Annotated in this window: 31 protein-coding genes; 12 read left to right on the top strand and 19 right to left on the bottom strand. The window is 64.3% G+C overall.

What is annotated here, in order from left to right; all coding sequences use genetic code 11:
* Positions 1–192 precede the first annotated feature (192 nt).
* A complete protein-coding gene (locus ACFQX9_RS17905; protein ID WP_377789876.1) occupies positions 193–1,857 on the top strand; it encodes an amidohydrolase in 1,665 nt (554 codons plus the stop codon).
* A gap of 34 nt (positions 1,858–1,891) precedes the next feature.
* Here the strand turns inward: ACFQX9_RS17905 and ACFQX9_RS17900 are convergent, their stop codons facing one another.
* The 5 genes from ACFQX9_RS17900 to ACFQX9_RS17880 form a co-directional block, all read right to left on the bottom strand.
* A complete protein-coding gene (locus tag ACFQX9_RS17900; RefSeq protein ID WP_377789874.1) occupies positions 1,892–2,464 on the bottom strand; it encodes a CGNR zinc finger domain-containing protein in 573 nt (190 codons plus the stop codon).
* Entirely contained in the window at positions 2,461–3,024 is a 564-nt protein-coding gene (locus ACFQX9_RS17895; RefSeq protein ID WP_377789872.1) for a DMT family transporter, read from the bottom strand. The genes ACFQX9_RS17900 and ACFQX9_RS17895 overlap by 4 nt, the downstream gene beginning before the upstream one ends.
* Before the next feature lie 29 nt (positions 3,025–3,053).
* Complete coding sequence (locus ACFQX9_RS17890; protein WP_377789870.1) at positions 3,054–3,347, bottom strand: EamA family transporter; 294 nt, start codon at positions 3,345–3,347, stop codon at positions 3,054–3,056.
* 8 nt (positions 3,348–3,355) lie between these two features.
* Positions 3,356–3,682, bottom strand: a complete 327-nt coding sequence (locus ACFQX9_RS17885; RefSeq protein WP_085359688.1) for an antibiotic biosynthesis monooxygenase — start codon at positions 3,680–3,682, stop codon at positions 3,356–3,358.
* Positions 3,683–3,745: 63 nt separating this feature from the next.
* Positions 3,746–4,621 (bottom strand): alpha/beta fold hydrolase, encoded by an 876-nt coding sequence (locus ACFQX9_RS17880; protein ID WP_231188856.1) that lies wholly within the window; start codon positions 4,619–4,621, stop codon positions 3,746–3,748.
* 261 nt (positions 4,622–4,882) lie between these two features.
* Here ACFQX9_RS17880 and ACFQX9_RS17875 point away from each other — a divergent pair, with 261 nt between their 5' ends.
* From ACFQX9_RS17875 to ACFQX9_RS17855, 5 genes are all read left to right on the top strand, one after another.
* Positions 4,883–5,011, top strand: coding sequence for a hypothetical protein (locus tag ACFQX9_RS17875; protein ID WP_018455653.1), 129 nt, complete (start codon positions 4,883–4,885; stop codon positions 5,009–5,011).
* A 139-nt stretch (positions 5,012–5,150) separates the two neighbouring features.
* Entirely contained in the window at positions 5,151–5,360 is a 210-nt protein-coding gene (locus ACFQX9_RS17870; protein WP_018455654.1) for a hypothetical protein, read from the top strand.
* Positions 5,361–5,480: 120 nt separating this feature from the next.
* A complete protein-coding gene (locus ACFQX9_RS17865) occupies positions 5,481–5,660 on the top strand; it encodes a hypothetical protein (protein WP_018455655.1) in 180 nt (59 codons plus the stop codon).
* Between the two features lie 240 nt (positions 5,661–5,900).
* On the top strand, positions 5,901–6,134 hold the full coding sequence (locus ACFQX9_RS17860; protein WP_204513728.1) for a hypothetical protein: 234 nt from the start codon (positions 5,901–5,903) through the stop codon (positions 6,132–6,134).
* 104 nt (positions 6,135–6,238) lie between these two features.
* Positions 6,239–6,535, top strand: coding sequence for a hypothetical protein (locus ACFQX9_RS17855; RefSeq protein ID WP_026232997.1), 297 nt, complete (start codon positions 6,239–6,241; stop codon positions 6,533–6,535).
* 69 nt (positions 6,536–6,604) lie between these two features.
* On the opposite strand, the gene ACFQX9_RS17850 is transcribed toward ACFQX9_RS17855, so the two are convergent.
* The 5 genes from ACFQX9_RS17850 to ACFQX9_RS17830 form a co-directional block, all read right to left on the bottom strand.
* Positions 6,605–6,895: a hypothetical protein gene (locus ACFQX9_RS17850; protein ID WP_018455658.1), complete on the bottom strand. Its 291-nt coding sequence runs from the start codon at positions 6,893–6,895 to the stop codon at positions 6,605–6,607.
* 167 nt (positions 6,896–7,062) lie between these two features.
* Entirely contained in the window at positions 7,063–7,554 is a 492-nt protein-coding gene (locus ACFQX9_RS17845) for an Hsp20/alpha crystallin family protein (protein ID WP_377789868.1), read from the bottom strand.
* A 366-nt stretch (positions 7,555–7,920) separates the two neighbouring features.
* Positions 7,921–8,793: an RNA polymerase sigma factor RpoH gene (gene rpoH / locus ACFQX9_RS17840; RefSeq protein WP_204513727.1), complete on the bottom strand. Its 873-nt coding sequence runs from the start codon at positions 8,791–8,793 to the stop codon at positions 7,921–7,923.
* Between the two features lie 25 nt (positions 8,794–8,818).
* Positions 8,819–9,001 (bottom strand): hypothetical protein, encoded by a 183-nt coding sequence (locus ACFQX9_RS17835; RefSeq protein ID WP_018455661.1) that lies wholly within the window; start codon positions 8,999–9,001, stop codon positions 8,819–8,821.
* 120 nt (positions 9,002–9,121) lie between these two features.
* Complete coding sequence (locus tag ACFQX9_RS17830; protein ID WP_204513726.1) at positions 9,122–9,673, bottom strand: TetR/AcrR family transcriptional regulator; 552 nt, start codon at positions 9,671–9,673, stop codon at positions 9,122–9,124.
* 115 nt (positions 9,674–9,788) lie between these two features.
* Between ACFQX9_RS17830 and ACFQX9_RS17825 the strand changes: the two genes are divergently transcribed.
* The 3 genes from ACFQX9_RS17825 to ACFQX9_RS17815 all read left to right on the top strand — a co-directional run bounded on the left by ACFQX9_RS17825 (position 9,789) and on the right by ACFQX9_RS17815 (position 12,741).
* Positions 9,789–10,646, top strand: coding sequence for an oxidoreductase (locus ACFQX9_RS17825; protein ID WP_204513725.1), 858 nt, complete (start codon positions 9,789–9,791; stop codon positions 10,644–10,646).
* A 47-nt stretch (positions 10,647–10,693) separates the two neighbouring features.
* Positions 10,694–11,695 carry an NADP-dependent oxidoreductase gene (locus tag ACFQX9_RS17820; protein ID WP_018455665.1) on the top strand — a complete coding sequence of 334 codons (1,002 nt, stop codon included), beginning with the start codon at positions 10,694–10,696 and terminating at the stop codon, positions 11,693–11,695.
* A 212-nt stretch (positions 11,696–11,907) separates the two neighbouring features.
* Positions 11,908–12,741 (top strand): enoyl-CoA hydratase-related protein, encoded by an 834-nt coding sequence (locus ACFQX9_RS17815; protein ID WP_244561357.1) that lies wholly within the window; start codon positions 11,908–11,910, stop codon positions 12,739–12,741.
* Positions 12,742–12,756: 15 nt separating this feature from the next.
* Here ACFQX9_RS17815 and ACFQX9_RS17810 read toward each other — a convergent pair whose 3' ends face one another.
* The 6 genes from ACFQX9_RS17810 to ACFQX9_RS17785 all read right to left on the bottom strand — a co-directional run bounded on the left by ACFQX9_RS17810 (position 12,757) and on the right by ACFQX9_RS17785 (position 17,765).
* The gene (locus ACFQX9_RS17810; RefSeq protein ID WP_085350342.1) at positions 12,757–13,554 is read right to left on the bottom strand and encodes an adenylate/guanylate cyclase domain-containing protein; all 798 of its coding nucleotides are present in this window, start codon (positions 13,552–13,554) and stop codon (positions 12,757–12,759) included.
* A gap of 133 nt (positions 13,555–13,687) precedes the next feature.
* The gene (locus tag ACFQX9_RS17805; RefSeq protein WP_085350341.1) at positions 13,688–14,872 is read right to left on the bottom strand and encodes an adenylate/guanylate cyclase domain-containing protein; all 1,185 of its coding nucleotides are present in this window, start codon (positions 14,870–14,872) and stop codon (positions 13,688–13,690) included.
* Between the two features lie 149 nt (positions 14,873–15,021).
* The gene (locus ACFQX9_RS17800) at positions 15,022–15,603 is read right to left on the bottom strand and encodes a HutD family protein (RefSeq protein WP_085350340.1); all 582 of its coding nucleotides are present in this window, start codon (positions 15,601–15,603) and stop codon (positions 15,022–15,024) included.
* Positions 15,604–15,676: 73 nt separating this feature from the next.
* The gene (locus ACFQX9_RS17795; RefSeq protein ID WP_085350339.1) at positions 15,677–16,525 is read right to left on the bottom strand and encodes an SDR family NAD(P)-dependent oxidoreductase; all 849 of its coding nucleotides are present in this window, start codon (positions 16,523–16,525) and stop codon (positions 15,677–15,679) included.
* 9 nt (positions 16,526–16,534) lie between these two features.
* A complete protein-coding gene (locus ACFQX9_RS17790) occupies positions 16,535–17,086 on the bottom strand; it encodes a carboxymuconolactone decarboxylase family protein (protein ID WP_085384392.1) in 552 nt (183 codons plus the stop codon).
* Positions 17,064–17,765: a TetR/AcrR family transcriptional regulator gene (locus tag ACFQX9_RS17785; protein WP_085350338.1), complete on the bottom strand. Its 702-nt coding sequence runs from the start codon at positions 17,763–17,765 to the stop codon at positions 17,064–17,066. Before ACFQX9_RS17785 ends, ACFQX9_RS17790 begins: the two co-directional genes overlap by 23 nt.
* Before the next feature lie 117 nt (positions 17,766–17,882).
* Here ACFQX9_RS17785 and ACFQX9_RS17780 point away from each other — a divergent pair, with 117 nt between their 5' ends.
* The 3 genes from ACFQX9_RS17780 (at position 17,883) to ACFQX9_RS17770 (ending at position 20,361) form a co-directional block, all read left to right on the top strand.
* On the top strand, positions 17,883–18,872 hold the full coding sequence (locus ACFQX9_RS17780; RefSeq protein ID WP_085384393.1) for a tripartite tricarboxylate transporter substrate binding protein: 990 nt from the start codon (positions 17,883–17,885) through the stop codon (positions 18,870–18,872).
* 25 nt (positions 18,873–18,897) lie between these two features.
* A complete protein-coding gene (locus ACFQX9_RS17775; RefSeq protein ID WP_085350337.1) occupies positions 18,898–19,434 on the top strand; it encodes a VOC family protein in 537 nt (178 codons plus the stop codon).
* A gap of 114 nt (positions 19,435–19,548) precedes the next feature.
* Positions 19,549–20,361 carry a class I SAM-dependent methyltransferase gene (locus tag ACFQX9_RS17770; protein ID WP_204513720.1) on the top strand — a complete coding sequence of 271 codons (813 nt, stop codon included), beginning with the start codon at positions 19,549–19,551 and terminating at the stop codon, positions 20,359–20,361.
* 24 nt (positions 20,362–20,385) lie between these two features.
* Here the strand turns inward: ACFQX9_RS17770 and ACFQX9_RS17765 are convergent, their stop codons facing one another.
* The 3 genes from ACFQX9_RS17765 to ACFQX9_RS17755 all read right to left on the bottom strand — a co-directional run bounded on the left by ACFQX9_RS17765 (position 20,386) and on the right by ACFQX9_RS17755 (position 24,939).
* Positions 20,386–21,942 carry a L,D-transpeptidase gene (locus ACFQX9_RS17765; RefSeq protein ID WP_026233000.1) on the bottom strand — a complete coding sequence of 519 codons (1,557 nt, stop codon included), beginning with the start codon at positions 21,940–21,942 and terminating at the stop codon, positions 20,386–20,388.
* Positions 21,943–22,271: 329 nt separating this feature from the next.
* Positions 22,272–23,321 carry a fatty acid desaturase gene (locus ACFQX9_RS17760; RefSeq protein ID WP_018455677.1) on the bottom strand — a complete coding sequence of 350 codons (1,050 nt, stop codon included), beginning with the start codon at positions 23,319–23,321 and terminating at the stop codon, positions 22,272–22,274.
* A gap of 181 nt (positions 23,322–23,502) precedes the next feature.
* A complete protein-coding gene (locus tag ACFQX9_RS17755; RefSeq protein WP_377789862.1) occupies positions 23,503–24,939 on the bottom strand; it encodes a lipopolysaccharide biosynthesis protein in 1,437 nt (478 codons plus the stop codon).
* Positions 24,940–25,222 lie beyond the last annotated feature (283 nt).

Raw genomic sequence — 25,222 nt, 5'->3', positions numbered from 1 at the left:
CCACGGTTTTCGCGGATTCGATGGCTCACGAATTTAGTGCACCGTCACCCTAATACGCCTCACCAAATTTCCGGTGGACCGCCTGATTTTGTTGGTGCCAGACATGATTAATATCACGACACTCCCGTTGCGACACGCGATGTCCGCGAGCGCATCCAGCGGCGGACGTGTGGCGCCGCTTCGGCCTCTCTCATGTCGGGACTGATGATGCGCAAGCTTCTGGCGATTTTGGTGATCTCGTGCTGGGCCAGTTTGGCTTACGCACAAAAGGCCGACCTCATTGTCACGAACGCAAAGCTCGTGACGCTGGATCCCGCATCGACGATCGCGCAGGCTCTCGCAGTCCGCGACGGCAAGATCGTCGCAATTGGCGGCAACGATGCCATGGAAGGCCTGATCGGGCCCGCGACGCGCCGTGTCGACGCAGGTGGACGCACAATCATTCCGGGATTGATCGATTCCCATATTCACGCGGTGCGCGCCGGCCTGACCTACGCAACCGAGGTCAACTGGATCGGCGCAAAGACGATTCCCGAGGCCATGGAACGCTTGCGCCAGGCGGCAACAGCGCGCCCGGCATCCTGGATCATCGTGGCCGGCGGCTGGAGCGAATTGCAGTTTACTGAGAAGCGGCGGCCAACGCTCGCCGAGGTGATGGCGGCCGTTCCCGACAATCCGGCTTACATCCAGCTGTTCTATTCGGCGGTGCTGATGACGCCAAAAGCGCAGCAAGCCCTCGGGATGTCCGCGGATCAGTTGCCGGCCGGTATCACGACTGAGCGCGCCGCATCGGGCGACGCCACGGGGTGGCTCAACGGCTCCATCGTCAGTATCTCCGCGCTGTTCGATCGGCTGCCGAGGCCGAATTTCGAAGAGAATGTCGCCGGGACCCGGCAGTTCTTCACGGAGCTCAATCGTCTCGGCGTGACCGGGATCGTGGATCCCGGCGGCTTCAGCATCTATCCCAGCCACTACGCGGCCTTGCAAAAGCTCTGGCGTGACAAATCATTGTCGGTTCGCGTTGCCTTCAGCCTGTTCGCCCAGAATGTCGGCGCGGAATTCGACGAGTACAAGACTCTCACGCCGTTCCTGCCGATGGGATTCGGCGACGACATGCTGCGGTTCAACGGACTAGGCGAGCGGATCACCGGCGCCATGTACAACAACAATGCGCCTGACGCGGCCGCCAAGGACAAGTTCCGCGAGATCATTCGCTGGGCGGCCAAACAAGGGCTGACAGTCACCATCCACTGGCAGGAAGACAAATCCGTCCATCACCTCCTGGACCTCTATGACGAGGTCAACAAGGAGACGCCGCTCGCGCCGTTGCGCTGGTCCATCGCCCATCTCGACAACACCTCGCCCCAAACGCTGGCGCGCATGAAAGCCCTTGGTATCGGCTGGACCATGCAGGACGCGATGTATCTCGGAGGTGACCGTATCGTGGCGCAGGTCGGCGAAGCCGCCCGCAGCATGCCACCCCTCGTCACGGCGTTGCGCATGGGAGTCCATGTCGGGGCCGGCACGGATGCGCATCGGGTCGCATCCTACAATCCGTTCGTGGCGCTGCAATGGATGCTCGACGGCAAGACCGTCGGCGGACTCTCGACGCGCGGCCCGGACGAAACACCCAGCCGCGAAGATGCCTTGCGCCTCTACACCGTGGGAAGCGCGTGGTTCTGCTTCGACGAGACGCGGCGCGGCACGCTGGAGACCGGCAAGCTCGCCGACTTCGCGATTCTCGATCGGGATTTCCTGTCCGTCCCCGTCGAGCGGATTGGCGCCACGGCGTCTCTGCTGACGGTCGTGGGCGGCAAGGTCGTCTACGCAGCGGATGCTTTCTCGAGCGCAAAATAGAGCTGGAGGCTTGTTGTTCAAGGCAGCTGTCGGCTTACCGGCGCGATTGCATCTTTGCGCGGTTTCCGCAGGTGGCCATTTCGCACCAGCGACGGGATCTGTTCTTGGTGCGATCGATGAACAGCCAGTGGCAGTCGTGCTGTGGACATCGTTTCAATCGGTCGAGTTCGTCGCCGCGCAGCAGGTCGACCGCAGCCCAGGCAAGCGGACCAAGGATTCGGTCCCCGTGCGTGAATTCGATGGTGGCCGGCGAACCGGTCAGCAATGCGGCCGTGAAGGTACGGGCCGCAACATCGTGGATCACCGCCATGCCCAGCGCCGGCGGTTCATCGCCGTCCGCGATCGCAGCGCCTACCTGGTCGATCGCGTTGCGCAGGCGCCGGCCATCGTAGACCAGCAACGCCCGCTGCCTTGCATTAGGCGAAAAATCGACGCCCACCAGTCCAGCATCCCTTGCCCAGGCCAGCATTCCCTCGGCGTCGCGCAAGTGATCGGCCTCTTGGTCCGTGCCGCGCCAGCTGATCGTGTTGGCGAAATTGAGCGCCAGATTCCCCGCTACGCGGTGAAGCGGCGGCGGTCGATCGGCGATGCTGCGCAAACGCTTCACGTCGGACGTTCTTCCCAAGGCCGGAGCAGCGCCATCGCGGCGGCCACCAGCATGAGGGCAGCGCCGCCGATCTCGAGCCAGCCGATCGCCTCGCCGAACAACCACGCACCGGTGCCAAGCGCGATGATCGGAGAGACAAAGGCATACAGACCTGCGCGCATCGTACCCCATTCACGCAGCAGCACGAGATAGATCGTATAAGCCACGATCGTTCCGAGCAGCAACAGGAACAACAGGCTGCCGATTGCCGCCGGAGTGAGGAAAGCGTCGAGCGTGTCTCTCGATACGGGTTCCAGCACCAGCGAAAGGCCGAGCAGGGCCGAGCCGCCGATCGCCGCCTGCACCATCGTCAGCGCCAGGGGCTTCACCGGACCGACCAACGGACGCGCGACCACGCTGCCGACGCAATAGCTCACGGTCGCGGCGACGATCGCCGCGAGCCCAAGGCCGCTCGCATCGGACCCGGCCCCGAGCCGCGCCCAGAACAGCCCGATGACACCGACACAACCGATCGCGAGCACGACGGCATGATGCCAGGTCGGCCTCTCCTCGCCGGTCAACGCGGCGAGGGCAAACAGCAGGACCGGAATCAGGGTAAGGTTGACCAGCCCCGACAGCCCGATGGCACGTGCTGCATCCCCCAGAACAGCAAGCCGTAGGTGCCGGTGTTGACCAGCAGAGCTGAAACGATCGTTGGCCGTGCGCGGCCTTCGGCGAATGCGGCGCCGGCGCCACGCACTCCGATGGCCAGCAGTGCGGCCGCCAGCAGGTATCGCGCGGCGGCGAGCAGCAGCGGGGGCAGATCGCCGAGCCCGACCTTGATGGCGGCCCAGGTCAGCCCCCAGATCAACGACATTGCGGCGAAGAGGACAAAGTTGCGCACCGTCGTGCTCAGCGCATGCCGTACCGATCGACCAGAACGCGGTGGATTTCCACCCTTTGAGGGAGTTCGATCAGGAGTTCGGGATCGCGGTCGAGGTGATGCACCTTGGTCGGCTCGGCCTTGGTGAAGGCAGTCATTGCCTGCATGTCGGACCAGTAAGAGATGGTCGTGAACCATGTCTCCTCGTCAAGGTCCTCGCGCAGCAGCTGGACGCCGAGCGCCGTCTTCTCGAGCGGCGGAATGCCTTCAGCGCGCAGATATTGCTCGTAGCTGTCGGCGATGTCCCGCCGGGTACGACCACGCCAGATTCGTGCGATGGAAGGATTGGTTGGCATGCTTGCTTCCTCCTTTAGGCGGCGAAGGGACACCAGCGCGGCGAAGGCCGCGCCGTGGGACGATCAGGCATTGACACGCGCAAGGAAGGCGCGGACCAGGGGCAGCGCCTCATCGAAATGCGTCTCGAGCAGCCAGTGTCCGGCGCCGTCGAGCAGGTGCAGATCGACATCAGGCAAGTCGCGGCGATAGGCGCGGGCGGACTCGGCCGGCATGTATCCGTCTTCGGGGCCCCACACCACGAGCGTTGGAGGACGGTGCTCGCGCAGATACGCCTGATAGCGCGCGAACCAGCCGAGATTCTCCTCCAGCTTCTCCATCAGCCCGACGCAGACCTGTCGGCGCACTGGCGTGTCCATGAGTGGCCAATGAAGCTTCCAGAGGTCGGGCGGCACCCGGGCAGCGACGTCGTCCGTCACTTCGCCAACGAACTCCGCACGGAAGCCATCCTCGCTCACGGCCTCCTCGAGCGGCCGGTGCCTCGCCGGCGTCTTGTCGGCCCACCAGGCCTTGATGGTCGCGTATTTCGGGCCCAGCACATCCTCATAGATATCGCCGTTCTGGATGATGAGCGCGGCGATCCGCTCGGGGTGAGCGATCGCGTGCCTTAGCCCGATCTGGGAGCCGTAATCGTGGAGCCACAAGGCGTATCGTCCGAGGCCGAGCGCATCGGCGAGGCCGGCCAGCACGTCTGCATAGGCGTCGAAATCATAGGCGAATTCCGACGGGTCGGGCGTGCCGCTGTAACCAAAGCCCGGCCAGTCGAACGCGATCGTCCGCCACCGGTCGGCGAGCGCCGGCATCAACCGGCGGAACTGGAAGGAGGAACAGGGATAGCCGTGCGGCAGCAGCAGGACCGGCGCGCCGGCGCGTCCCGCTTCGCGATAGAAGATCGACATCCCGTTCAACGCCAAGCGCCGGTGCGTGAGCCCGCTCGCCATTCGGGCCTCCATCGTCTTTACACCACCTAAATGCATTTAGGCGGTGAACGTTCCGAGGCTAGGGAGCCGTGTGGCGACGAACAATCGGCGCGATCACGCGCCATCGTTGTGCGGGTGGTGCCGCAGCCGACATGAGCGTAGGGCTTATCTGGCACCGTTCGGCTGTTCCGCTGGGCTGCCCACCAGAAACGCTGCGTGTTCTCGCCGAGAACCCGCCCATACAATGCTCAATCAACCGCTCTTTCGCGGCAGGAGCCGTCCATGACCAATGAAAAAGGCCCCAACATCAAGAAGAAGCAGAAATGCAAGAACTGCGAAGGCAAAGGCCTGCTCAAGAAGGGCGACAAGGTGGTGAAGTGCCAGCGCTGCAAAGGCACGGGCGTGCGGTGATGATGAGGTGATGGCCTCCAATGCGGACGGCGTACTTTCCCAGGTTGCGCAGGCTCGCGACTGACGTGCACCGCATCTGACATCACGATTGGCACTTCCTGCGGCAAGACGCGTTGCGGTCTTTTCGAGGGAGCTGCAGATGACCAAGACCGACACGGAGGGCGTAAAGACCGGGACACCGCCGACGGGTTCGGCGGCGCTCAACCCCGGGGACGAAGCCGCACCGGGGACGATGGGCACCGGCGAAGATGTGTGTCCGGATTGCCATGGCAAGGGGCGGATCGACGGCGCGCCCTGCGCGACGTGCGGCGGCAGCGGGACCGTGATCCGGGCCGTCGGCGGGGCCTGAGCAAAGCGCGGGCCGCGCGGCGCTTGCGCCAGGCTGTGGCTTTCGATTGCGCCTTCATTGTTCCAGCAACGAACGGCCCTCGCCCGTGTTTTCCGGATGCGAGACACAATGAGGCGCGCCATGACCAAAGATGCCGGACTGAAGCCCGACGATTTTCCCATCGAAGCCGACAAGGACAAGCTCAGGACCCACAAGGGCGAGCCGGTGGCCTCGGCCGAGTCGGAGAAGATCGCGGATCAGATCGCCGAACGGCTGAACGAGCATGCCCACCAGGAAGAGCAGGATCGTTGGTCGGCCTAGGCAATTCGCCTTGCCGACACCCATCCGGAAAGAGCAACGGATAGTTTGTAGGACCGAGCTCGCAGGAACGACGTCGTTGGAACGACCTGGGGCCGTTGCGTATTGGGCCGCGCCGGGTCCTTGCGATTCCGGCAATGGCGGCCTCGGCTCGAAGCCCCGCCCCCGGGCCACAGGCCGGGGCCGCCTGACGGGGGATCGGCCCGGCATCTCAGGCCGTCTTGGAGGACTGCGCGAGAGACCATGGAGGCGCCCACACCAGGGATGCAAAACCCGCTTCGACAGGCGCGGCTCTACGGCTACCTGATCGAACGCGAGGGCGCGCTGTTTCATCCCGGCGGCAGCCACCCGCTGTGCAGCGCGGGCATGACGCGACGCATGATCGAGGCGGGCTGGCTGGTGAAAACGGGCGACCGCTACGAGTTGACGCCGCAAGCGCAGGAACGGATCGCCCCGCGCGCGATGAGCTCGGGATGACTCATCGTCGCTGTCGCGGGATTTCCGCTCCCGCCCAGGAACAGGTGCGTGCCGAGATCTTTGCCTCGGCACGGCATGTGACGACGTCAAGCACAGGAGCGGACATGAAAAAGCTGGTTCTCGCAGGGCTCGTTGCGGCTCTCGCATTCCCCTCTTCCGCATTCGCGCAAGGCGGCGCGGGTGCGTCCAGGACCGGGTCGAGCATCGACTCCTCAGGCACCGGCGGCACGACGGGAGCGGGAGCCTCCGGCCTCAACACGTCATCGGACAACAATGGCGGCGGCGCGAACGCACCGGCCAAATCGTCGACCACGCGGCCAGGCGACAACGACACCAGGCAAACGCAAGGAGGCCAGCAGGCCATGCCAGGTTCCGGCTCCACGGGAGCGAACCGCAAATAGGCGTGCCGCGAACCACTGATCGATCGCGCTCACACAAAAGGCCCGGATGATGGTCCGGGCCTTGTCTCGTCACCACCAGGGATCCCAATAAGGCGGTGGAGCGTAGGCGTAAGGCACATAATAGGCCCGCCGCACGACGCGCGGTCCATAATAGCCGTAGGGCGGGCCATAGAAGCGCGGGCCATAATAGGCATCGGCCGCCAGCCCCGCCGCAAGCGCACCGGCAACAAGACCGAAGCCGATGCCGGGACCGCCCCAATGGCCGTGCCAGCCGCCGCGCCAGCCATGGGCTTCCGCCGGCGAGGCCGCCGCCACGAACAGGGCCGAGATCATCGTCAGGACTAAAGCAAGTTTCTTCATGTGCGACTCCCAGAACTTGGAAACCGACCGCAAAACGCCAGACCGGAATTGAAGTTTCCGAGCGTTCCCTAAAATTTTGCAGCGAGCCGACGGACGCAAATGCGGCCGCCGGCCGGACGCGGGCGGGAGCGGCGGCTCCCGCCCACGGCCATGCTTACACATGGTGCTTACTTGCCTTTGATCGCGATGCGCCTCACCTTCTGTTGTGCCGCCGGTGACTTCGGCAGGGTGACGGTGAGAACGCCGTTGTTGAAGGAAGCCGCGACATTGTCCTGGTCGACGTCATCGACCGGAATGCGCCGCTCGAAACGGCCATAGTAACGCTCGCTGAAGAGACGCTCCTTGTCTTCCGTTTCGCTCTTCTTCTCGCCGCTGATCGTCAGCACGCCGTTGGCAAGCTCGACGTTGACGTCCTTCTGTTCGAGACCGGGAAGCTCGGCGACGACCTTCACTTCCTTGTCGCTCTCGTCGAGTTCGACGTTCGGCCAGCCCATTGCGGTCGAGGAGCCGAACGGACGGAGATCAAAGCTGCGGAAGGCGTCGTCGAACAGCCGGTTCATCTCACGATGAAGCGCAAGCAGCGGGTTGCCGGCTTCGCCGCGCTGAACGGCCATGTTGCGTGAGCCGTTGTTCCACGGAATGAGATCGCGTAGTGCCATTGTCGTTTCTCCTTATCTCCTGTCTTGATGGGTCGATTGGCGCAGCCCGGCGCGCGGCGAGGGCCACGCACGCGCTGCAAAGCCCGGACGATCAGCTCGTCAGGCCGCCTGCTTGTGCTCGATTTCGGGTCGGCGTTGCCGGCAGCATCGATCGCGATGCGACGCGGCGGAACGGCGATCGAAACCGATGGTCGAACGCCAGAGGGGAGACATATCGTCGGTTCTCATAACCACATCCTCCTGTGAGCAACATGGATTAAGAGCATCACCGGGGCGAGCCCCGATGGCCTTGCCGGACCCTGCTTTGGCGTCCGGCACCGCACTCGCATGCGGCTGCCAAAAGAATTAGGAGGCGGCGATTTGGTTTCAAGAGCCGGCTGCCAGGCGCCCGCCGATAGCAGCCCGAACCTTTTCGAACGCGCGCATTTCGATCTGCCGCACCCGCTCGCGTGAAACGCCATACCGTGCCGCGAGCTGCTCAAGTCTCAGCGGCGGCTCGGAGAGCCAGCGCGCCTCGAGAATGTCGCGCTCGCGCGGCTTGAGGACGCCCATGGCGCCGGCAAGGGCTTCACGCCTCCGTCTGGTTTCTTCCTGCTCGGCGTACGCGGCTTCAGGACTGGACGCGGGGTCGACGAGCCAGTCCTGGACTTCGCCGCCGTCGGCGTCGCGCACCAAGGCATTGAGCGACAGGTCGCCGCCGAGGCGCCGGTTCATCTCGATGACGTCGTTCTCCTGCACGCCGAGCCGCCGCGCGATCCGGCTGGCGTGCTCGGGGCGGAGATCACCATCCTCCAGGGCGGAAATTTCCGCCTTGGTCCGGCGAAGCTTGAAGAACAGCTTCTTCTGCGCCCCGCTGTTGGCAATCCTGACCAGCGACCAGGACCGCAGGATGTATTCCTGGATCGACGCCTTGATCCACCACATCGCGTAGGTCGCGAGCCGAAAGCCGCGCTCCGGCTCGAAGCGCTTGACGGCGTGCATCAGGCCGACGTTTCCTTCGGAAATGATGTCCGCAACCGGCAGGCCGTAGCCGCGATATCCCATCGCAATCCTGGCAACGAGCCGCAGATGGCTTGTGACGAGATGATAGGCTGCCTCGCGGTCGCCGTGCTCGCGCCATCGCTTGGCGTAGGCGATTTCCTGATCGGGCCGCAGCATCGGAAACTTGCGAATTTCCGCCAGGTAATGTGTCAATCCGCCCTCAGACGACAGCATCGGAACAGTTGCAGTGCTTCCCATTGCCCACCTCTTCGAGTTGGTCTGCTTACGCTCCAAAATCGACATGACAAAAAATGGTTTCGGCCGACGATGTAACGACCGGTGGGGCCGGCGCGTGAGTTTGCGGCGGCTCTGGCCGGGTCACGAGATAGAGCTCGCCCGCCACCAACAGGAGGGCAGCGACGGCCAGGGCCAACATGCCGAGCACCAGATCGCTGTAGTCATCCATGCGCGTTCGAAAGTATGTCGATGTCGAAGATCGGCAGCCATCGCTTTTGGCTGTCCGCGACGTCGAACGTCGTCACCGGAATTTTGTTCCGGACTTTCGGCGCCCCGCCGGGACGCGGCCTCACCCCGCCAGCGAATTCCTCGTCGCGCGAAGAATATCGTCCGACAGCTTGGGATCGTCCACGGCGCGGGCAAGCACGAGGGCTCCCACCATGGAGGCGGCGGCGGCGAGCGCCTTGTCCTCGCGCTGGCGTGGCTTCAGATCGGTGGCCATTCGGCTGCTCAGCAAGCCGATCACGCCGCGCACGCCGGCGGTGAAACGCTGCTTCAGGCCGCTGCTTTGACGTGACACTTCACAGGCGAGCGCAGCGAAGGGGCAGCCGGCGGCGGGATCGTCGCGATGCCCCGGCGAGAGATAGTGCGAAACATAGTCCTCGAGCTCGAAGGCCTCGGGGAATTCCTGACCCTTGGCGTCGATCGCATGGGCCACCGCCTCCTCGACCAGCCGCTCCTTGGAGCCGAACTGGCTGTAGAGGCTGCCGTGCGTCATCCCGGCCGCCTCGGCGAGTGCGTCGACACCGACGCCGGCGATGCCGCGCTCCCGCAGCAGGCGCGAGGCAGTCTCGAGAATATGCTCGCGATTTTTGGCGGCCTGTTCCTTTGAGACGCGCATGGGACCGATCCTTAGAGGCGGGGCTTGACTTTTATAATTACGATCGTCATGTATATCAATAGTTACGATCGTAATCAAACGATTTCAGGCCCGGTAGTGGCGTCGGAGAGGCATTATGAACAGGATTACACCGAAGATCGCGCTGGTGACCGGCGCCTCCTCAGGCATCGGCCAGGCGACGGCGGAGCGACTCGCGAACGCCGGCTACAAGGTGTTCGGCACCAGCAGGCGGGGCGCGCAGGCGGGCAAGCAGGCGTTCGAGATGCTGGCTCTCGACGTCACCAGCGATGCATCGGTGGAAGCCGCCGTCGGCGAAGTGATCCGGCGCGAGGGTCGCATCGACCTGCTCGTCAACAACGCCGGCTTCGGCGTTGCCCCTGCCGGCGCGGAAGAGAGCTCGATGGAGCAGGCGCGCGCGATTTTCGAGACGAACTTCTTCGGCCTGATCCGGATGACGCGCGCCGTCGTGCCGCACATGCGGCGCCATGGAAGCGGCCGCATCATCAACATCGGCTCAGTGCTCGGCTTTCTGCCGATGCCTTACGGCGCGCTCTATGCCGCGACCAAGCACGCCGTGGCAGGCTATTCGGAATCGCTCGACCATGAACTGCGCACGCGGGGCATCCGGGTCTCCGTAGTCGAGCCCGCCTACACCAAGACGCCGTTCGACGCGAACTTCATGGAGCCCGACGCCACGCTCGACGAATATCGCGAGGCGCGCGCCGGCGTGACCAAGCGGGTGAACGAGGTGATGGCGACGGCCGAACAGCCCGGCGTCGTGGCCGATGCCGTGCTGAAGGCCGCGAGCGCGGTGCGCCCGCAACTCAAATACGCGGCCGGCAGCCTTGCGAAGCGCCTGCGATTTCTGCGCCGGTTCGCGCCCGCAGCCCTGGTGGATGCCGGAATCCGAAAGGATTTGCGGCTGGATGCGACGGCGGCGCTGCAGCCCGCCCGCACCGCGCGGGCTTTCTGAGGGCCGCAATCTTGCCAGTGCGAAGAACCTTCGGACCGAGAGAAAAAATGAGAGCCCTCGTGTTCAAGCGCTACGGCAAGCCGGACCAGATCGCGTTGGCCGATATCCCGCGGCCGACGCCGAAGCCGAACGAAATCCTGGTCCAGGTTCATGCCGCGGGGTTGAACCCGATCGACAACATGATTCCGAAGGGAACGTTCAAGCCGATCCTGAAGTTTGAACTGCCGGCCACGCTGGGCAGCGACCTGGCGGGCGTCGTCGTCGAGGTCGGAAGCCGCGTGACCCGCTTCAAGCCGGGCGACGCCGTCTTCGCCAGCATCTTTGATCTCGGCACAGGCGCTCTCGCCGAATTCGCGACCGTGCCGGAGGATGCCGCCGCGCTCAAGCCGCCGAACCTGGACTTCGTGCACGCGGCCTCGATCCCGATGGTCGGCCTGACATCGTGGCAAGCTCTTAGGGAGCGCATACGTCTCAAACCCGGCCAGAAAGTCTTCATCCCCGCCGGCGCCGGCGGGATCGGCACGTTCGCGATCCAGCTCGCGAAATATTTCGGCGCCAAAGTGGGGACGACGACCAGCACTGGAAATATCGATCTGGTGCGCAGCCTCGGGGCTGACGAGGTGATCGACTACAAGACCCAGCAATTCGAGGAAGTGCTGCGGGACTACGACGCGGTGCTGGGCACGCTCAGGGGCGATGCGGTCGAGACATCGCTTCGGATCCTGAAGCGGGGGAGCAGGATTGCCTCGCTGGTCGGGCCGCCGGACGCCGCGTTCGCGCGCGACCGCGGGATGAACGTCGTCATGGTGTTCCTGTTCGGATGGCTGAGCCGCAAGATCATTCGCCGCGCCGGCAAGATCGGCGCGGAGTATTCGTTCGTGTTCGTGCACCCGGACGGCAGGCAACTCGCCGAGATCGGCGAGCTTCTCAAGGCGGAGCGTATCCGGCCGGTGATCGACAAGGTCTTTCCGTTCGAACAGGCGAAAGACGCGCTGGCCTATCTCGAAAAGGGACGAGCCAGGGGGAAAATCGTCGTCCAGATGAGATGAGGGCGTGGATCCGCCCCGCGCGCAATCGCCTCAGTCCCCACCCCGCCACCGCTCCGGCACGCTCTTGAGCCCACACCCTCGTTCATCGTCGTTTCGAAAACGCAGATGCGTTTTCCGATACGCACGATCGCCCATGTCGGGCCTGATGCAATCTTCTGCATGATACCACATCATTGCTGCAGCGCTCTCATCAGCACGGGAAGACAGAATCCATGATGTCACAATCTGACGAGTCCGCGCCGATGGCGGACATTCCGTACGGTGAGCGGACGAAGATCACCATCGAGCGCAAAGGCCACATCGTGCTGATCGGCATCAACCGGCCTGGCATCGACAATCGGCTGGACCCGGAGGCGACAGAGAGCCTGGCGAGAGCCTACTACCAGTACGATCGAGATCCCTCGCTGCGTGCAGCGGTTCTGTTCGGCTACGGCGAACGCTTCTCCAGAGGCGTCGATGTCGACGCCTACAAGGCATTTGTTCAATCGGGAAAGACGATGATGGAGGGACCCGGCTTCATCGACCCTCTCGGGCGGACCAAACCAGCGCTCACCAAGCCGCTGATTGTCGCGGTGCATGGCGATACCTGGAATATGGCGCACGAAATCTTCCTCGTTGCGGACATCCGCATAGCATCGGAAGACACGGATTTCGGCCAGGACGAGAACACGCACGGCCGCTTTCCCGGCGGCGGCTCAACCGTTCGCTTCCCACGAGAAGCCGGCTGGGGAAATGCCATGCGGTTCATTCTGACGGGCGATCATTGGGATGCGAACGAAGCGCTCCGGATGGGAACGGTTCAGGAGGTGGCAACAAACCGCGACGCCGCTCGCGCGAAGGCCGTCGAGATCGCCGAGAAGATCGCCGCATGCGCTCCCCTCGGCATCAAGACCTCGATTGCGTCCTCGCACCTTGCGCTCGAAGACCCCGAGGCCGCGCTTGCCCAACTTGGCGACCAATATCGTGCGCTGCTCACGACCAGGGACTTCCAGGAAGGGCGGGATGCCGAGGCACAGAAGCGTCCACCCGTTTACGAAGGACGGTGAGAGCTTCACCCACTCTCACCCCTCCACTCTATAGAGTCTCCATTTTTCCGGCACGCCCTTGAGCCGGTGAATGCCGTGATCTTTCAGGTTGATCGCCGACTGCGACGCCATCAGCTCCTTCACCGCGCTCGACACCAGCACCTCGCCGGCGCTCGCCTTTGCGGCGACGCGGGTGCCGATGTGGAAGGCGAGGCCGACCGCCTCAGTGCCGCTCACGGTGTATTCGCCGGCATGCAGGCCGACCCTGATCTCGAGGCCGAGCGTACGCACGGCCTTCTGGATCGCGGTCGCGCAATTGATTCCGGCGGCCGGCGTCTTGAACGTCGCCAGCACGCCGTCGCCCGTCGTCGTGACTTCCTTGCCGCGCGAGCTCTTCAGCTCCTTGCGGACCGCCGCGTAATAATGGCCCATGATCTTGGTCCAGCGGACATCGCCGAGCTTTGCGGCTTTTGCGGTGGAGCCGACGATATCGACGATCAGGATCGTGGCAAGCGCCCGCTTGAGCTCGGTGTTGCCTGCGGCCGGTCGGCGCCGGAGCACGATCGCGCCGGTCAGCGGTTCATAGCGATGATTGCGGCGCCGCGCGATCGCGGCCTTGGCGTAATCCTGGGCACGCTGCGCGCTGCCGCAGCGAATTGTCTTCTGCTGCGGCAGACGCGTCCAGTAGACCTTTCGTCCGTCACCCGCGCCGTGGACTTCCACGGCGCCCCATTTCAGGAGGATCGCCGTGCCAACGCGCCGGACACACCACGCCTTCGACGTGTAACCCGATACGTTCGACTGATGGATTCCGATGCGGAGGAATTTTGGCATGTACTGCGGCCGATCGATGACACGCTTGGACGAAACGCTTGGTTGCGCTTCGCACCGAGCGTAGTCACACAATCCTGCGTTGGCAACAGGACTCGATGATCGCCCGCTGCTTAGCCGGGGGCCTCCGTCATCTTCAAAACGCAAAAAGCTCGATCGGATCGCTGAAGCCGCGCACCTCATATTTTCCGACATGCTCCAGCTCGAACTCTCGCTCGACCAGCTCGGCAAAGTCGCGTGACAGCAACACTTTCTTTCCCAATTGCTTGGTCAAGGCTTCGAGGCGTGAGGCCATGTTGACGGCGGGACCGATCACGGTGAAGTCGAGCCGGGTGGACGATCCGATATTGCCGTACATGACGTCGCCGACATGGACGCCGATGCCGTAGTTCAGCGGCGCTCGGCCGGTGCCGTCGTTGCGCGCGTTCAACGCGATCATGGCCTGCCTGGCTTCGGTCACGGCATGCAGCAGGTTTGCGCAGGCCTTGGGCTCGCTCAGCGGAAAGATGGCGAGCAGGCCGTCACCGATGAATTTCAGGATCTCGCCGCCATGCCGCGCGATCGGCTCCGACATCGCGTCGAAATAATCGTTGAGCAGATCGATGACGTCGTCGCGCGGCCAATTGTCGGAAATCTTGGTGAAGTCGCGCAGATCGCAGATCATGATCGCGGCGCGCACCGTCGTACCGGTACCGCGCCGCGTGGCGCCGGCCAGGATGAGCTCGCCGGCATGGGAGCCGACATAGGTCTCGAGCAGCGTTCGCGCCAATCGATTCTTAACGCGGATCTCGCTGACCAGCGCCAGCACAGGCAACAAGTTCTTGAGGGCAGCGACATGGGTGTCGTCGAAGCCGCCGGGCCGGTTGGTCGCGAAGGTGACGAGATGGCGCTTGCCGAGCGTATGATAGAGCGGCCAAGCCACATAGTCGGTGAGGCCCTGCGCGCGCATCTCGCGGTAGAGCGCGTGCTTGCGGCCGAGCGCTGGGTCCTGCTCGAGATTTTCGCGCAACTCGGTCGCGCCGTCGAACATTTCGTTGGCGGGACTGCCGATATATTCAGACCGCTCGCGGACGTCATGGTCGACCCGTGCAATCTCTGCCTCGCGCATGCCGTCGGCCCACATGAAGCGGGCGCCCAGCCATTGCGGGTGCTGGATCAGCACGTGAAGGGTTGAGCGCGCCAGCGGAATGCCGGCCTGCTGAAGCCGGATGCACATCTCGGCAAAGATATTGTCGATAAAGCGCTGGTCGCGCGTGCCGTTGATCAACCAGTCGACGACGCCGTCGGACAGCGTGGCGGATTTGTTCTCTGGCGCGGTCATATCTGCCCGTTCATATCGTGGCCGCCCATATCGTGCTTTGGCTTTTGGGCGGCGGCTGCATCAGGGCAGATATCGTGCTCCGGCGCGACGGCGTCAACCTAGCCAGTTGCACGGATTGTGCGCATCGCTCTGGTGGGCTGGAACGCCGTTCAGCCGACGATCTGGATAGAGCCCAGCACGGCCAGCCCCGAGACGAGCGCAAGCGTCGATGCCCCCGTCAGTTCGACTTTCAAGGTGTTTTCGTGCGAAATCGAAAAATCCGTGCCTTCGAGACGGATAGTGCAGTCGCCGCGCGCCGCATAAATTAGATGCGTGCCGGCGGACAATCGCCGCTCACCGGGCTCCTTAAGCGCTTCGAGCTCAAGCGCGACCGCACCGCGCCGGCCCATCAAATTCACCACCTCGACTCGCCCTTCCCCGAGCCGGGTCACGATCTCGAGCTCGCCGGTGAAGCGCACCGTCGTGAACGGCTCGCGCTCGTCGAATTCCTCGGTGGGCGACTTCAGCACCAGCCCGCGTCCGCCGACCACCATCTGCAGGCGGTCGATGCCGGGCATATGGGAGAATGGCCCCGGCGCCACAATCGGCGTGGTCGCGAAGCGCCAGAGCAGGCTGTCCCAATCCTTCACGGATTCAGCGCGATGGGCATCCGCAATATCGGTGAAGATGCCGCCGCCGTTCTTCCAGGGCGAGCGGGCGTAGTCTTCGGATTTCAGCAATGTGGTTTTCATGCCTTTGAGGCTTATCAGATGAGCAGGCCCTGCGAAACTGTCGCGTCGAGCCGCAGCCTGTTACGGATCGACGTCACATCCCGCTCAGGCCGCTATCGACCGCGAGCGTTTGCGCGGTGACGTAGACGCTCTCGTCCGAGAGGAAGAACAGCACGGCATAGGCGATTTCCCAGGCGGTGGCCTGGCGGCCGAACGGGACGTGACCCTTGCCGCGCGAGGGGCGGCCGGCGCCGGCCTCGCGACCGTTCGGCGTGTCGACGAGACCGGGATAGACGAGGTTGGCGCGGATGCCGCGGCGCGATCCGAGATGGGCGATGTTGCGCATGAGGCCGCCGAGGGCGGCTTTCGAGGAATCATACACCGCCATCTGCGAGCCGGCCTTCAGAGCGGCGATGGAGGAGATGAAGACGATCGATCCGCCGTTGCCGAATTTCGGCAGGCCCGCGCGGCAGCACAGCATCGGACCGCGAACGTTGACGTCGTAGATCGCATTCCACTCCTCGGGGCTGACGGCGTCGAGGCCGACCTTGCCGAAGGTGCCGATGTTGAGGACCATGCCGTCGAGCCCGCCCATGGCGCGATGTGCTTCCTCGATCATGCGCTGGACGTCGGATTCAGAGGTGACATCGGCCGTGATGGCAAAGCCCTCGCCGCCTTCGTCGGTGATGTGCTTGACGGTCTGCTGCGCGGAGGTGTGGTTGAGATCGGCGACTGCGACCTTCGCGCCCTCGCGCGCGCAAAGAATGCTCATGGCGCGGCCGTTGCCGATCGGATCGGTGGCGGCGTCGAACACACGCTGGCCACCGCCGACGATCAGGATGCGACGCCTCTCAAGGCGTCCCCTGCCCGGCGCTTCGCCCAGCGATTCCGCGCTCGGCGGGAGAACATAGCGCTCCGGCCTGGTCTCGGAATTCTCACGCATGCGCGCCGCCTATCTCTTGCCGCTGTCGTAGACCTTCATGCCGGCTGCCGGGTCGAGATCGGTCTCGGTCGCCTCGGTGACACGCGCCATCATCATGTAGAAGCCGAGCGCGACGATGGATTCGACGATCTCCTGGTCGCTGAAATGCGCGCGCATGGCGGCGAAGATCAGCTCGGGAACGCGAACGTGCTCGACCACTTCGCGGCCGAATTTCAGCAGCGCGCGCTCGGCCTCGCTCAGGCCGGCGGCATCGTAGTCGGCCCGCTCGACCGCATCGATCTGTGCTTGCGTGCAGCCGATTCCGAGCGCGATCGGCACGTGCTGGCGCCATTCATAGGCACCGCCTTCGAGCTGGGCGGCCTGAAGGATCAGGAGCTCGCGATGGACCGCACTGAGCTTCTGCTTGTGCAGGATCGAATTGCCGAGCCGCATCGCCGGGATCATGTTGGCCTCGGCATGGGCCATCATGCGGAAAATATTCAGCTTGACCGGCATGCGGTCGAACGAGGCGCGGATGTCGCCGCTCGTCGTCTCCGGATCAATCAGGGGCAGCCTTGCCACGAGTCTCTCCCTTGGCTTTTCGTTTCTTTTTGTCCTGTGTCCCGCCATCCGCCGCGATCAGCGACAGGAAGAAGGCGAGATAGCAGTCGATCGCCTCGATCACCTTCGGCCGCGGCGACGGTGCCGCGCCCATCACGTAATGCTCGAGACGGATGTAGATCAGCCCGGCCGCGAACAGCCGCGCGGTCTCGCGTGGGTCCGGCGTCGAGACGAGACCGGCGAGCGCAAAGCCGCGGAAATAATCCGTCATCATGCTCTGCTCGCGCGCATAGAAATGATCGGCGAATTTGGCGCGGATGCCGGGCACGCGGTTGCGCTCGGCGGTGATCACTTTCTGGAACTGGTGCTCGCGCGGATCGGACCATTGCTCGACGAGATCCAGTGCAAACTGGCGGCAGAACGCGGCGGGCTGGCGCGCGAGCTGCTTGTAGCGCGGCTCTTCCAGCCGGCTCGCCGAGCTGGCCGGGCCGTGCTCGCTGACGATCGCCTCGAGGATCGCGGCCTTGCCGGCGAAGTGATTGTAGAGGCTGCTCTCGCGAATGCCGACGCGACGCGCGAGCTCGCGCATCGAGGCGCCGCCATAGCCGCTCTGCGCGAACAGATCGAGCGCCTCGGCGAGAATGCGCGCGCGGGTCGTGGGCGCAGCCGCTTCCGCCGCGCTGGTGGTGTGGACAGCCATGCGGGCTTGACTAACGAACGATCGTTCGCTAGTCAACCGCCGGCACGGTCGCTCGTTCGGTCTTGCGCTTCAACTCCGCTCTCAAAAGAAGCGGAGAGCAATCTGGGAGATCAGGTCATGGCGCGCTTCGTCCATTTTCGTCTGCTGCGCGCCGCAACTTTGTCATTGGTCATAACGTTCTCGGCAATGCTGCCTGCGCGGGCCGAGGATCCGGCCGCCTATCCCACGCACAAGATCAGGATGCTGCTGCCTTATGCGGCCGGCGGCGGCGGCGACGTGATCGGACGACTGCTCGGCGACAGGATGGGCAAGACGCTCGGACAGAGCGTCTATATCGAGAACCACACCGGGGCTGCCGGCACGCTCGGCACCCAGATGGTCGCGGCGTCGGCGAATGACGGCTACACCATCACCGTAGGCGGCATGACCACGCATGTGCTGGCGCCGGCGATCTATCCGAAACTGCCTTACGATTCGATCAAGGATTTCACCACGATCGGGCGCATCGGCACGTCCTCGATCATGCTGGTGGCGACCAAGGATTTTGCCGCCAACGACATCAAGGGCCTGATCGCGCTGGCCAGGAAGGGCGAGCCGATCCAGTACGGAAGCTGGGGCGTCGGCTCGACCGGACAGTTCTGCGCGGAAATCCTGATGCAGCAGACCGGAATCAAGATGGACCACGTGCCGTTCAACGGCATCGCCAAACTGGCCGGCGATCTGCTCGGCGGCCACATCTCGCTGGCGACGCTCGACATGGCGACCGCGACGCCGCTGGTGAAGGACGGCTCGATCAAGGCGCTGGCCGCCTGCGGCGAACGCTCGCCGAGCCTGCCGGATGTCGCAAGCTACAAGGAACAAGGCGTGCCGTTCGACCGCAGCCTGTCCTGGGCGATGTATGCGCCTGCGGGGCTTGCCGAACCGATCGCAAGAAAGCTGTCCGCGGCGCTGAAGGACGCGCTCGCCGATGCCGAGGTGAAGGAGAAGCTGCTGGGGCTTGGCATCACGCCGCAATTCGTGCCGGGCGACGAGCAGCGTGACATCAACGCCCGCGACATCGCGGCCTGGAAGCAGGTTGCCAAGGACGCGGGCATTGAACTGAAGTGATCAAGCTGACAAGAGGAGCGCGGGCATGAGCCGCATCTTCGGCGCGGTACGCCAGAACGGTTATGTGGTGCGGGACATCCACTCCGCGATGAAGCACTGGATCGAGGTGATGGGCGTCGGTCCCTGGTACTACATGGACCGCGTCAAGACCGACTGGTTTTGCCATCGCGGCGAAAACTCCGCCGTCGAGATGAGCATCGCGCTGGCCAATTCCGGCGACCTCCAGATCGAGCTGATCCAGCAGCGCAACGACGCGCCCTCGCTATATAGGGAATTCCTCGAGTCCGGCCACGAAGGCCTCCAGCACATGTCCTACTGGAGCCACGACTACCAGGCGCTCTACGACAGGGCGCTCGGGCTCGGCTACAGGATCGGCCACGAGGGCCAGATCGGCGGCGACAGAGGACGCTTTGCCTATTTCGACACCCAGGCCCATCCAGGCACCGTGATCGAGATCTCCGACATCAGCGGCACCAAGGGGCCGTTCTTCGAGAAGGTCCGGCAGGCGGCGGCCAACTGGGACGGCACGCGGCCGATCCGCGAGGTCGGCGCAAGCCGATGACGCCGGCGGCCAGCAAGGCGATGCAGGCATCGGCCGGGTTCACCGCGCTGCTGGCGCGGTAGCCGGCAATCCATGGTAACGTGAGCCTCGTCTCCGAACTTCAGCGAGGCAAGCATGTCCAACACCGACAAGGTTTTCGCCGGCTCGATCCCGAAGCTTTACGACGAATATCTGGTGCCGATGATCTTCGCCGTTTACGCCGACGACATCGCAAGACGTGTCGCGGCCCGGTCTCCCTCCGTGCTGCTCGAGATCGCGGCAGGCACCGGCGCCGTGACGCGCGCGGTGGCGGCGGCGCTGCCGCGCGGCGTTCGTTATGTCGCGACCGACCTCAACGAGCCGATGCTCGCCGTCGCGGCGCAGCGTCAGGCAGACGACGATCGAATCTCGTGGCGCCAGGCCGACGGCTCGGCCCTGCCCTTCGACGATGCAGCCTTCGACGTGGTCTGCTGCCAGTTCGGCGCCATGTTCTTTCCGGACCGCGTGAAGGCCTACGGGGAAGTGAAGCGCGTCCTCAACGGCAATGGCACGTTCGTGTTCAACGTCTGGGATCGCATCGAGGACAATGTGCTGACGCATGAAGCGACCGTCGCGCTCGAAAAGCTGTTTCCCGACGACCCGCCTCGTTTCATGGCCCGGACGCCGCACGGCTATCACGACAAGGCCGTCATCAGAACCGACCTCGAACGCGCAGGCTTCCGTGACATATCGATCGAAACGCGAGCTGAAATAAGCCGGGCCCCGTCGCCCGAGCACGTCGCGATCGCGCTCTGCCAGGGCACGCCGCTGCGCAGCGAGATCGAGGCGCGCGATGCCAGCAAGCTTCAGGCTGCGACCGACATCGTTGCCGAGACGATCCGAACGCGCCATGGGTCCGGACCGATCGAGGGCAAGATCCAGGCTATCGTGATCGAGGCGCGGCGATAGTGGCGAGCTTCGATCCGCCCGCTCCTACCAGAAGCCCCGCTGCATCGGCTGTGCCGGCTGATAATATTGATACTGGCCACGCCGGCGCGGATTGACGGGCTGCGGATTCGGATCGCGCTGGAAGAAGAAGCCGAAACCGTTGCCGCCATTGTCCCAGCCGTCATCGCTCGCCATGGCCATCGGAGGCGCGGTCGGCTTGCGCGTGATGAAACCGCCCTGGGGCTGGTTGCTCAGCACTGCGACGAACTCGGTGCGGTAGTTGGTCTCGCTGCTCAGCGGCTCGTCCGAGATGATGATCGAGGAGCGCGGCAACGCGGTCGGCGCGATGCGATCGAGCACCTCCTGTGGGATGGTGATGCGGTCGAGTGCGTTCCTGGCGTTGTCGCTGTCTTCGATCGTGACCACGCTCCAGCGCAGGCCTGTGTCGGTCTTCGCCATCGCGGTGAAGATATGCGTGCCGAGCGGCTGATCCGGATTGCGGATCGCGACGGGAACCTCGATGCTGGTGTCGAACACCTCGCCGCCGCCGTCCGGTGCCGGCTTGTGCGTGTTCCGCCGCACGTAGAGCTTCTGCGTCGCGCGGCTGATGTAGACCGAGACCGGCTCGAGTGCGAGCTTTGCGTCGGTCGCGGCCTTCACGGCATCGGCCTTCCTGGCCGCTGCCGCCTTGGCGGCCTCTTTCGTGGCAGCCACCGCGTCGCGCTTCGGTTGTGCGGCGCTCTTGGCGGCATCGAGCTGCGTCGCCGCGTCGGCGGCCTTGGTGGCGGCCTTCTGCTTCAGCTCCTCGGCCTTGGCGCGGGCCTGATCGGTCTTGGCGGCCGCGAGCTGCCTGTCGGCGAAGGCGAGCTCGGCGTCGGCGCGGGTCTTCTGCTGTTCCAGCTTGCGCAACGAGGCCGGCAGCGATGCCGCCTCTTTCGCGGCCGCCGTGGCGGCCTTCTTGGCCTCGTCGGCCGCCCTTGTGGCCTCCTCGGCCTCGCCGGAGAGCCTGCCAATTTGGCCCGGCGCCGCCGCAATGGCGTCCCGCTTCGGCATGAACAGTGCGGGATGAACGATGTCGATCGGAGCCGCGTCGTTCGGCGAGATGATCACCCGCATCCCGATGTTGGTCTTGTCGAACAGGCCCTCCGCAAAGCCGAACGGCATCCGCACGCAGCCATGCGAAGCGGCGTAGCCGGGCAGCGGCCCGCCATGCAGCGCGATGCCGTTCCAGGTGATGCGCTGCATGTTCGGCATCCAGGCGTCGTCATACATGGTCGAGTGGTGGTCCTTGTCCTTCTCGATGATGGCGAAGACGCCGGCCGGCGTCTCGCGTCCCGTCGTGCCGGTGGACACCGGCGCGCGAAAAATCCAGCCCTCGGCGTCGTAGAAGGTGACCTGCTGGCTCTTGATCGACACGATCGCCATGATCGGTTCGCCAGCCTCGCGCGGTGCCACCGCCTCGGCCGGCTGACGCGCCTGCTTGGCCGCATTGGCCGGAGCCACGGCCGCAAAGGCGAGCATTGCCGCCAGGGTCACAATTCCGGGGGGCCCCCAACGCCGCATCGCCACGGTGGATTGCGCCGTTGTCATCAGGTTTCTCATGCCATCCTCGGTCGAAATGCCAGTCCGCCGGTCATTGATCAGATTGCGATCTTTGAATTAAGAAATCGCCGCCGCCTTACGTTCCGTCTGTGGCGACATTCGGCACGTTCCGGCGATAAATCTCATATACGACGGTTAACGCAGGCGGAAGGGCGCCGCGCGGCCGAAGCTGGCGGTCTATCGCTGCGACAGAATGACCGGGGATCGGTGACACGGCTGCCAGCGCCCGGCGTCGGACGGCGAAGCCACGTTGAACGGCCGCTAGACGCCCATCGCGTTCCGATCGCGCGAATTCACGCCGGTCGGCGGCCGCGCGGGGCGGCGTAAAGCTAAGCCACTGGAGTCAAGGCTGCCTTTTCAAACAAGGCTGCCTTGCCAAACAAGGCTGCCTCTCCAAAGGAGACGAGCCGCTGCCGTTCCTCGTCCCACAAGGTCAGCCGCACGGTCCGCAAACTCTGGAGCAGCGTGATCCGCCCGACACCAGCGAACTGCGGATGGTCGCGCAATACGTCCTGCAAGCGATAGCAGGGAATTCGACTGGACAAATGATGGATGTGGTGGACGCCGATATTTGCCGTGAACCATCGCAAGACACCCGGCAATTGGTAGTGAGAGCTGCCGTGCAGCGCGGCGTCGTGAAAGTTCCAGGTCTCGTCGTGGGCCCAATGCGTGTGCTCGAACTGGTGCTGGACGTAGAACAGCCACACACCGATCGACGCCGCCAGGACAACGATCGGCAGATGCACAAGCAGCAACGGCCCATAGCCGACCAGCCAGATCATCGTGACGGCGAGAACCGCGAGGGCGATGTTCGTGCCCATCGTGCTCAGCCAGGGTTTCCAGCCGCGACGCATCATCCCGACCGGCAATCGGTGCTTCAAGATGAACAAATACGAGGGACCGGCGCCAAACATCACGAGGGGATGTCGATACAAGCGATACAGCGTCCGGCGCCATCGCGACCGCCCGAGAAATTCGCGCGTGGTCAACGTATCGATGTCGCCCAAGCCCCTGTGGTCGAGATTGCCGGAATTCGCGTGATGGCCCGCATGGTTATGCCGCCAGTAGCCGTATGGCGTCAGTGTCATCACGCCGATGGCACGGCCGACCCAATCGTTGGCAACGCGGCCGCGGAAGAACGAGCCGTGTCCGCAATCGTGTTGGATCATGAAGAGGCGGACCAGCAAACCCGCCGCGGGCACCTCGAGCAGGAGGGCAAACCAATAGCCCTGGTCAAGAGCGACCCAGATCAGAGCCCAGATGACGACGAACGGGATCGCCGTGATCGCCAGTTCGAGGACACCCCGCGTATTGTCAGGCTCGCGATAGCGGGCAAGCAACTGCGCCGATGCGCGGATTTCCGGCGTTCCTTGGGTCATATCTGCTCTGCTCCCGACATGCCGCCCAAGAAGCACAGTTATGGCCACGGACGCAACAAAATCGCCCTCCGCCCTAGACCCGGGCGGCTGTGCGCTTCCGGTCGGAACCGAGCCATCGCCAGGCCAGGCGGCGCTTTCAGAGCTTCAGACGCTGAGGCCGAGCCTCGTCAGGCATCGCGGCTTAAACGCCCAGCGCCTTGCGGTTGAAGGTTCGCAGGAAACGCAGCGACAGCGTCCGGACTTTTGCGATGTTCAGCAACCACGCGGCAGCGGCATAAGCGAGCCCGCCGGCGAGGCTCACGAGCATGAGCGGGACGAGGCCGATGCCATTGACCTGGGATCGTGCCACGAGGATCGCAGCCGCCATCGCCGCGGCGGAGACCGCAACGCCGGCGAGGCGGTGGAGGTCGAACGGGACCGGATGGGCGCGATGCATCAGCACGACGGCAACGAGGAAACCGATCGCTTCGGTTGCAAGGGTCGCCAGCGCCGCGCCGTAGAGACCATGGCCGGCCACCAGCACGAACATCAACGCCACGCTGACGACCAGCGTCAGGAACGACTGCGCCGCCAGCATGAACGGTCGCTCGGCAAGCTGGAAGCTGATCTGCACATAGAACTGATTGGCGATGCCGAACAAGCGCGCGAGCACCAGGGTCGGCAGCAATACCGACACGCCGGCGCGGAAGTCGACGCCGACGAGCGTGCCGGCGACCTGGTCGGCTGCGAGCGCGAGCCAGACCGCGACGGGCGCAACTACGACGAGCAGAAGTTCGAGGCTCTCGGTCAGCCGCTCCCGCGTCGTCTCGATGTTCTTGTCCGACAATGACCGGAACACCAACGGCACGGTCGCCGCGGCGACGCTGGAGGCGATCATGACCATGAACTGTCGCGGCAGATCGGCGGCGACGCCAAAGATTCCGGCGGCGTCCTTGCCGAGCAAATAAGCCACGATGAGGCGGTCGCAGGCCGAGTAGACCGCAACCGACAATCCGGCCAGCGTCAGCGGCAGGCCGTAGCGCGCGAGCTGCACGAACTGGCTGCGCTGAAAGCGCGCGATCCTGGTGCGGTCACCGAGAAGGTTCAGGATGATCCCGGCGAGCGAACCCAGGCCGAATGCGGCGAGCAGTCCCAGTCCACCCCAGCCGAGCCAGATGCCGAGCAGGCCGAAACCGACGCTCGACACGCTGCGCACGATCGAGATCGCCGCGAACCTGTAAGGGCGCAGTTTTGCGCGCTCGAACTCCTGGCCGACATCGACGGCATTCGCCATGATCGCGACGAACATGCTGGCAAGCAGCAGCCCAACGCTGAGATCATTGCGGAACAGGAAAACCAGCGGCGTGGTGGCGCAGAGGACGGCAACGGTGAGCGCGAAGGCGACCATTGCAGTGCCGCGGAAATCCACCTCGGCCGACATCGCCTGATAGCGCGACACCGACAGCTTGATCCAGGCGAAGAAGATCGCGCCTAGAATGCCGGCCAGGCTGATGCCGACGACATAAACGCCGTACTCCGCCGGCGTCAGCAGTCGCGTGTAGGCCGTGACGGCGAAGAAACCCACCGCCGCAGGCAGGATGTAGGCGACGAGATAAATCGAGAAATGGCGGTTCAGCATGCGAGCACGGGACCGACAACATTGTTGCGAGTGTGACGGCCGTTCATCAATTGGACCATGGCGGGGCGAACGAATTGCGCCGCAACATCTCTCAAGAGTGTCACATAAGTCTGGAGATCGGGCGGCGAATCCGGTTTTGAAGCCGCTTTCGCGGGTTAGCGTTAAATTTGCCCTTCCCTGACGGCGCCACGGCCACCGAAAGGAACCGTGATTTCGCACTGGCAAAGTTAACCCAACGAGGGAAATCCCCGGCGTTGCAAGGCGTCGCTTGGTACGGTGGCGC

The sequence above is a fragment of the Bradyrhizobium sp. GCM10028915 genome (assembly GCF_042666195.1).
GTDB lineage: Bacteria > Pseudomonadota > Alphaproteobacteria > Rhizobiales > Xanthobacteraceae > Bradyrhizobium > Bradyrhizobium canariense_D.
Note: the sequence above shows the minus strand (reverse complement) of the source record. Positions and strands in the feature narration are given on the sequence as shown.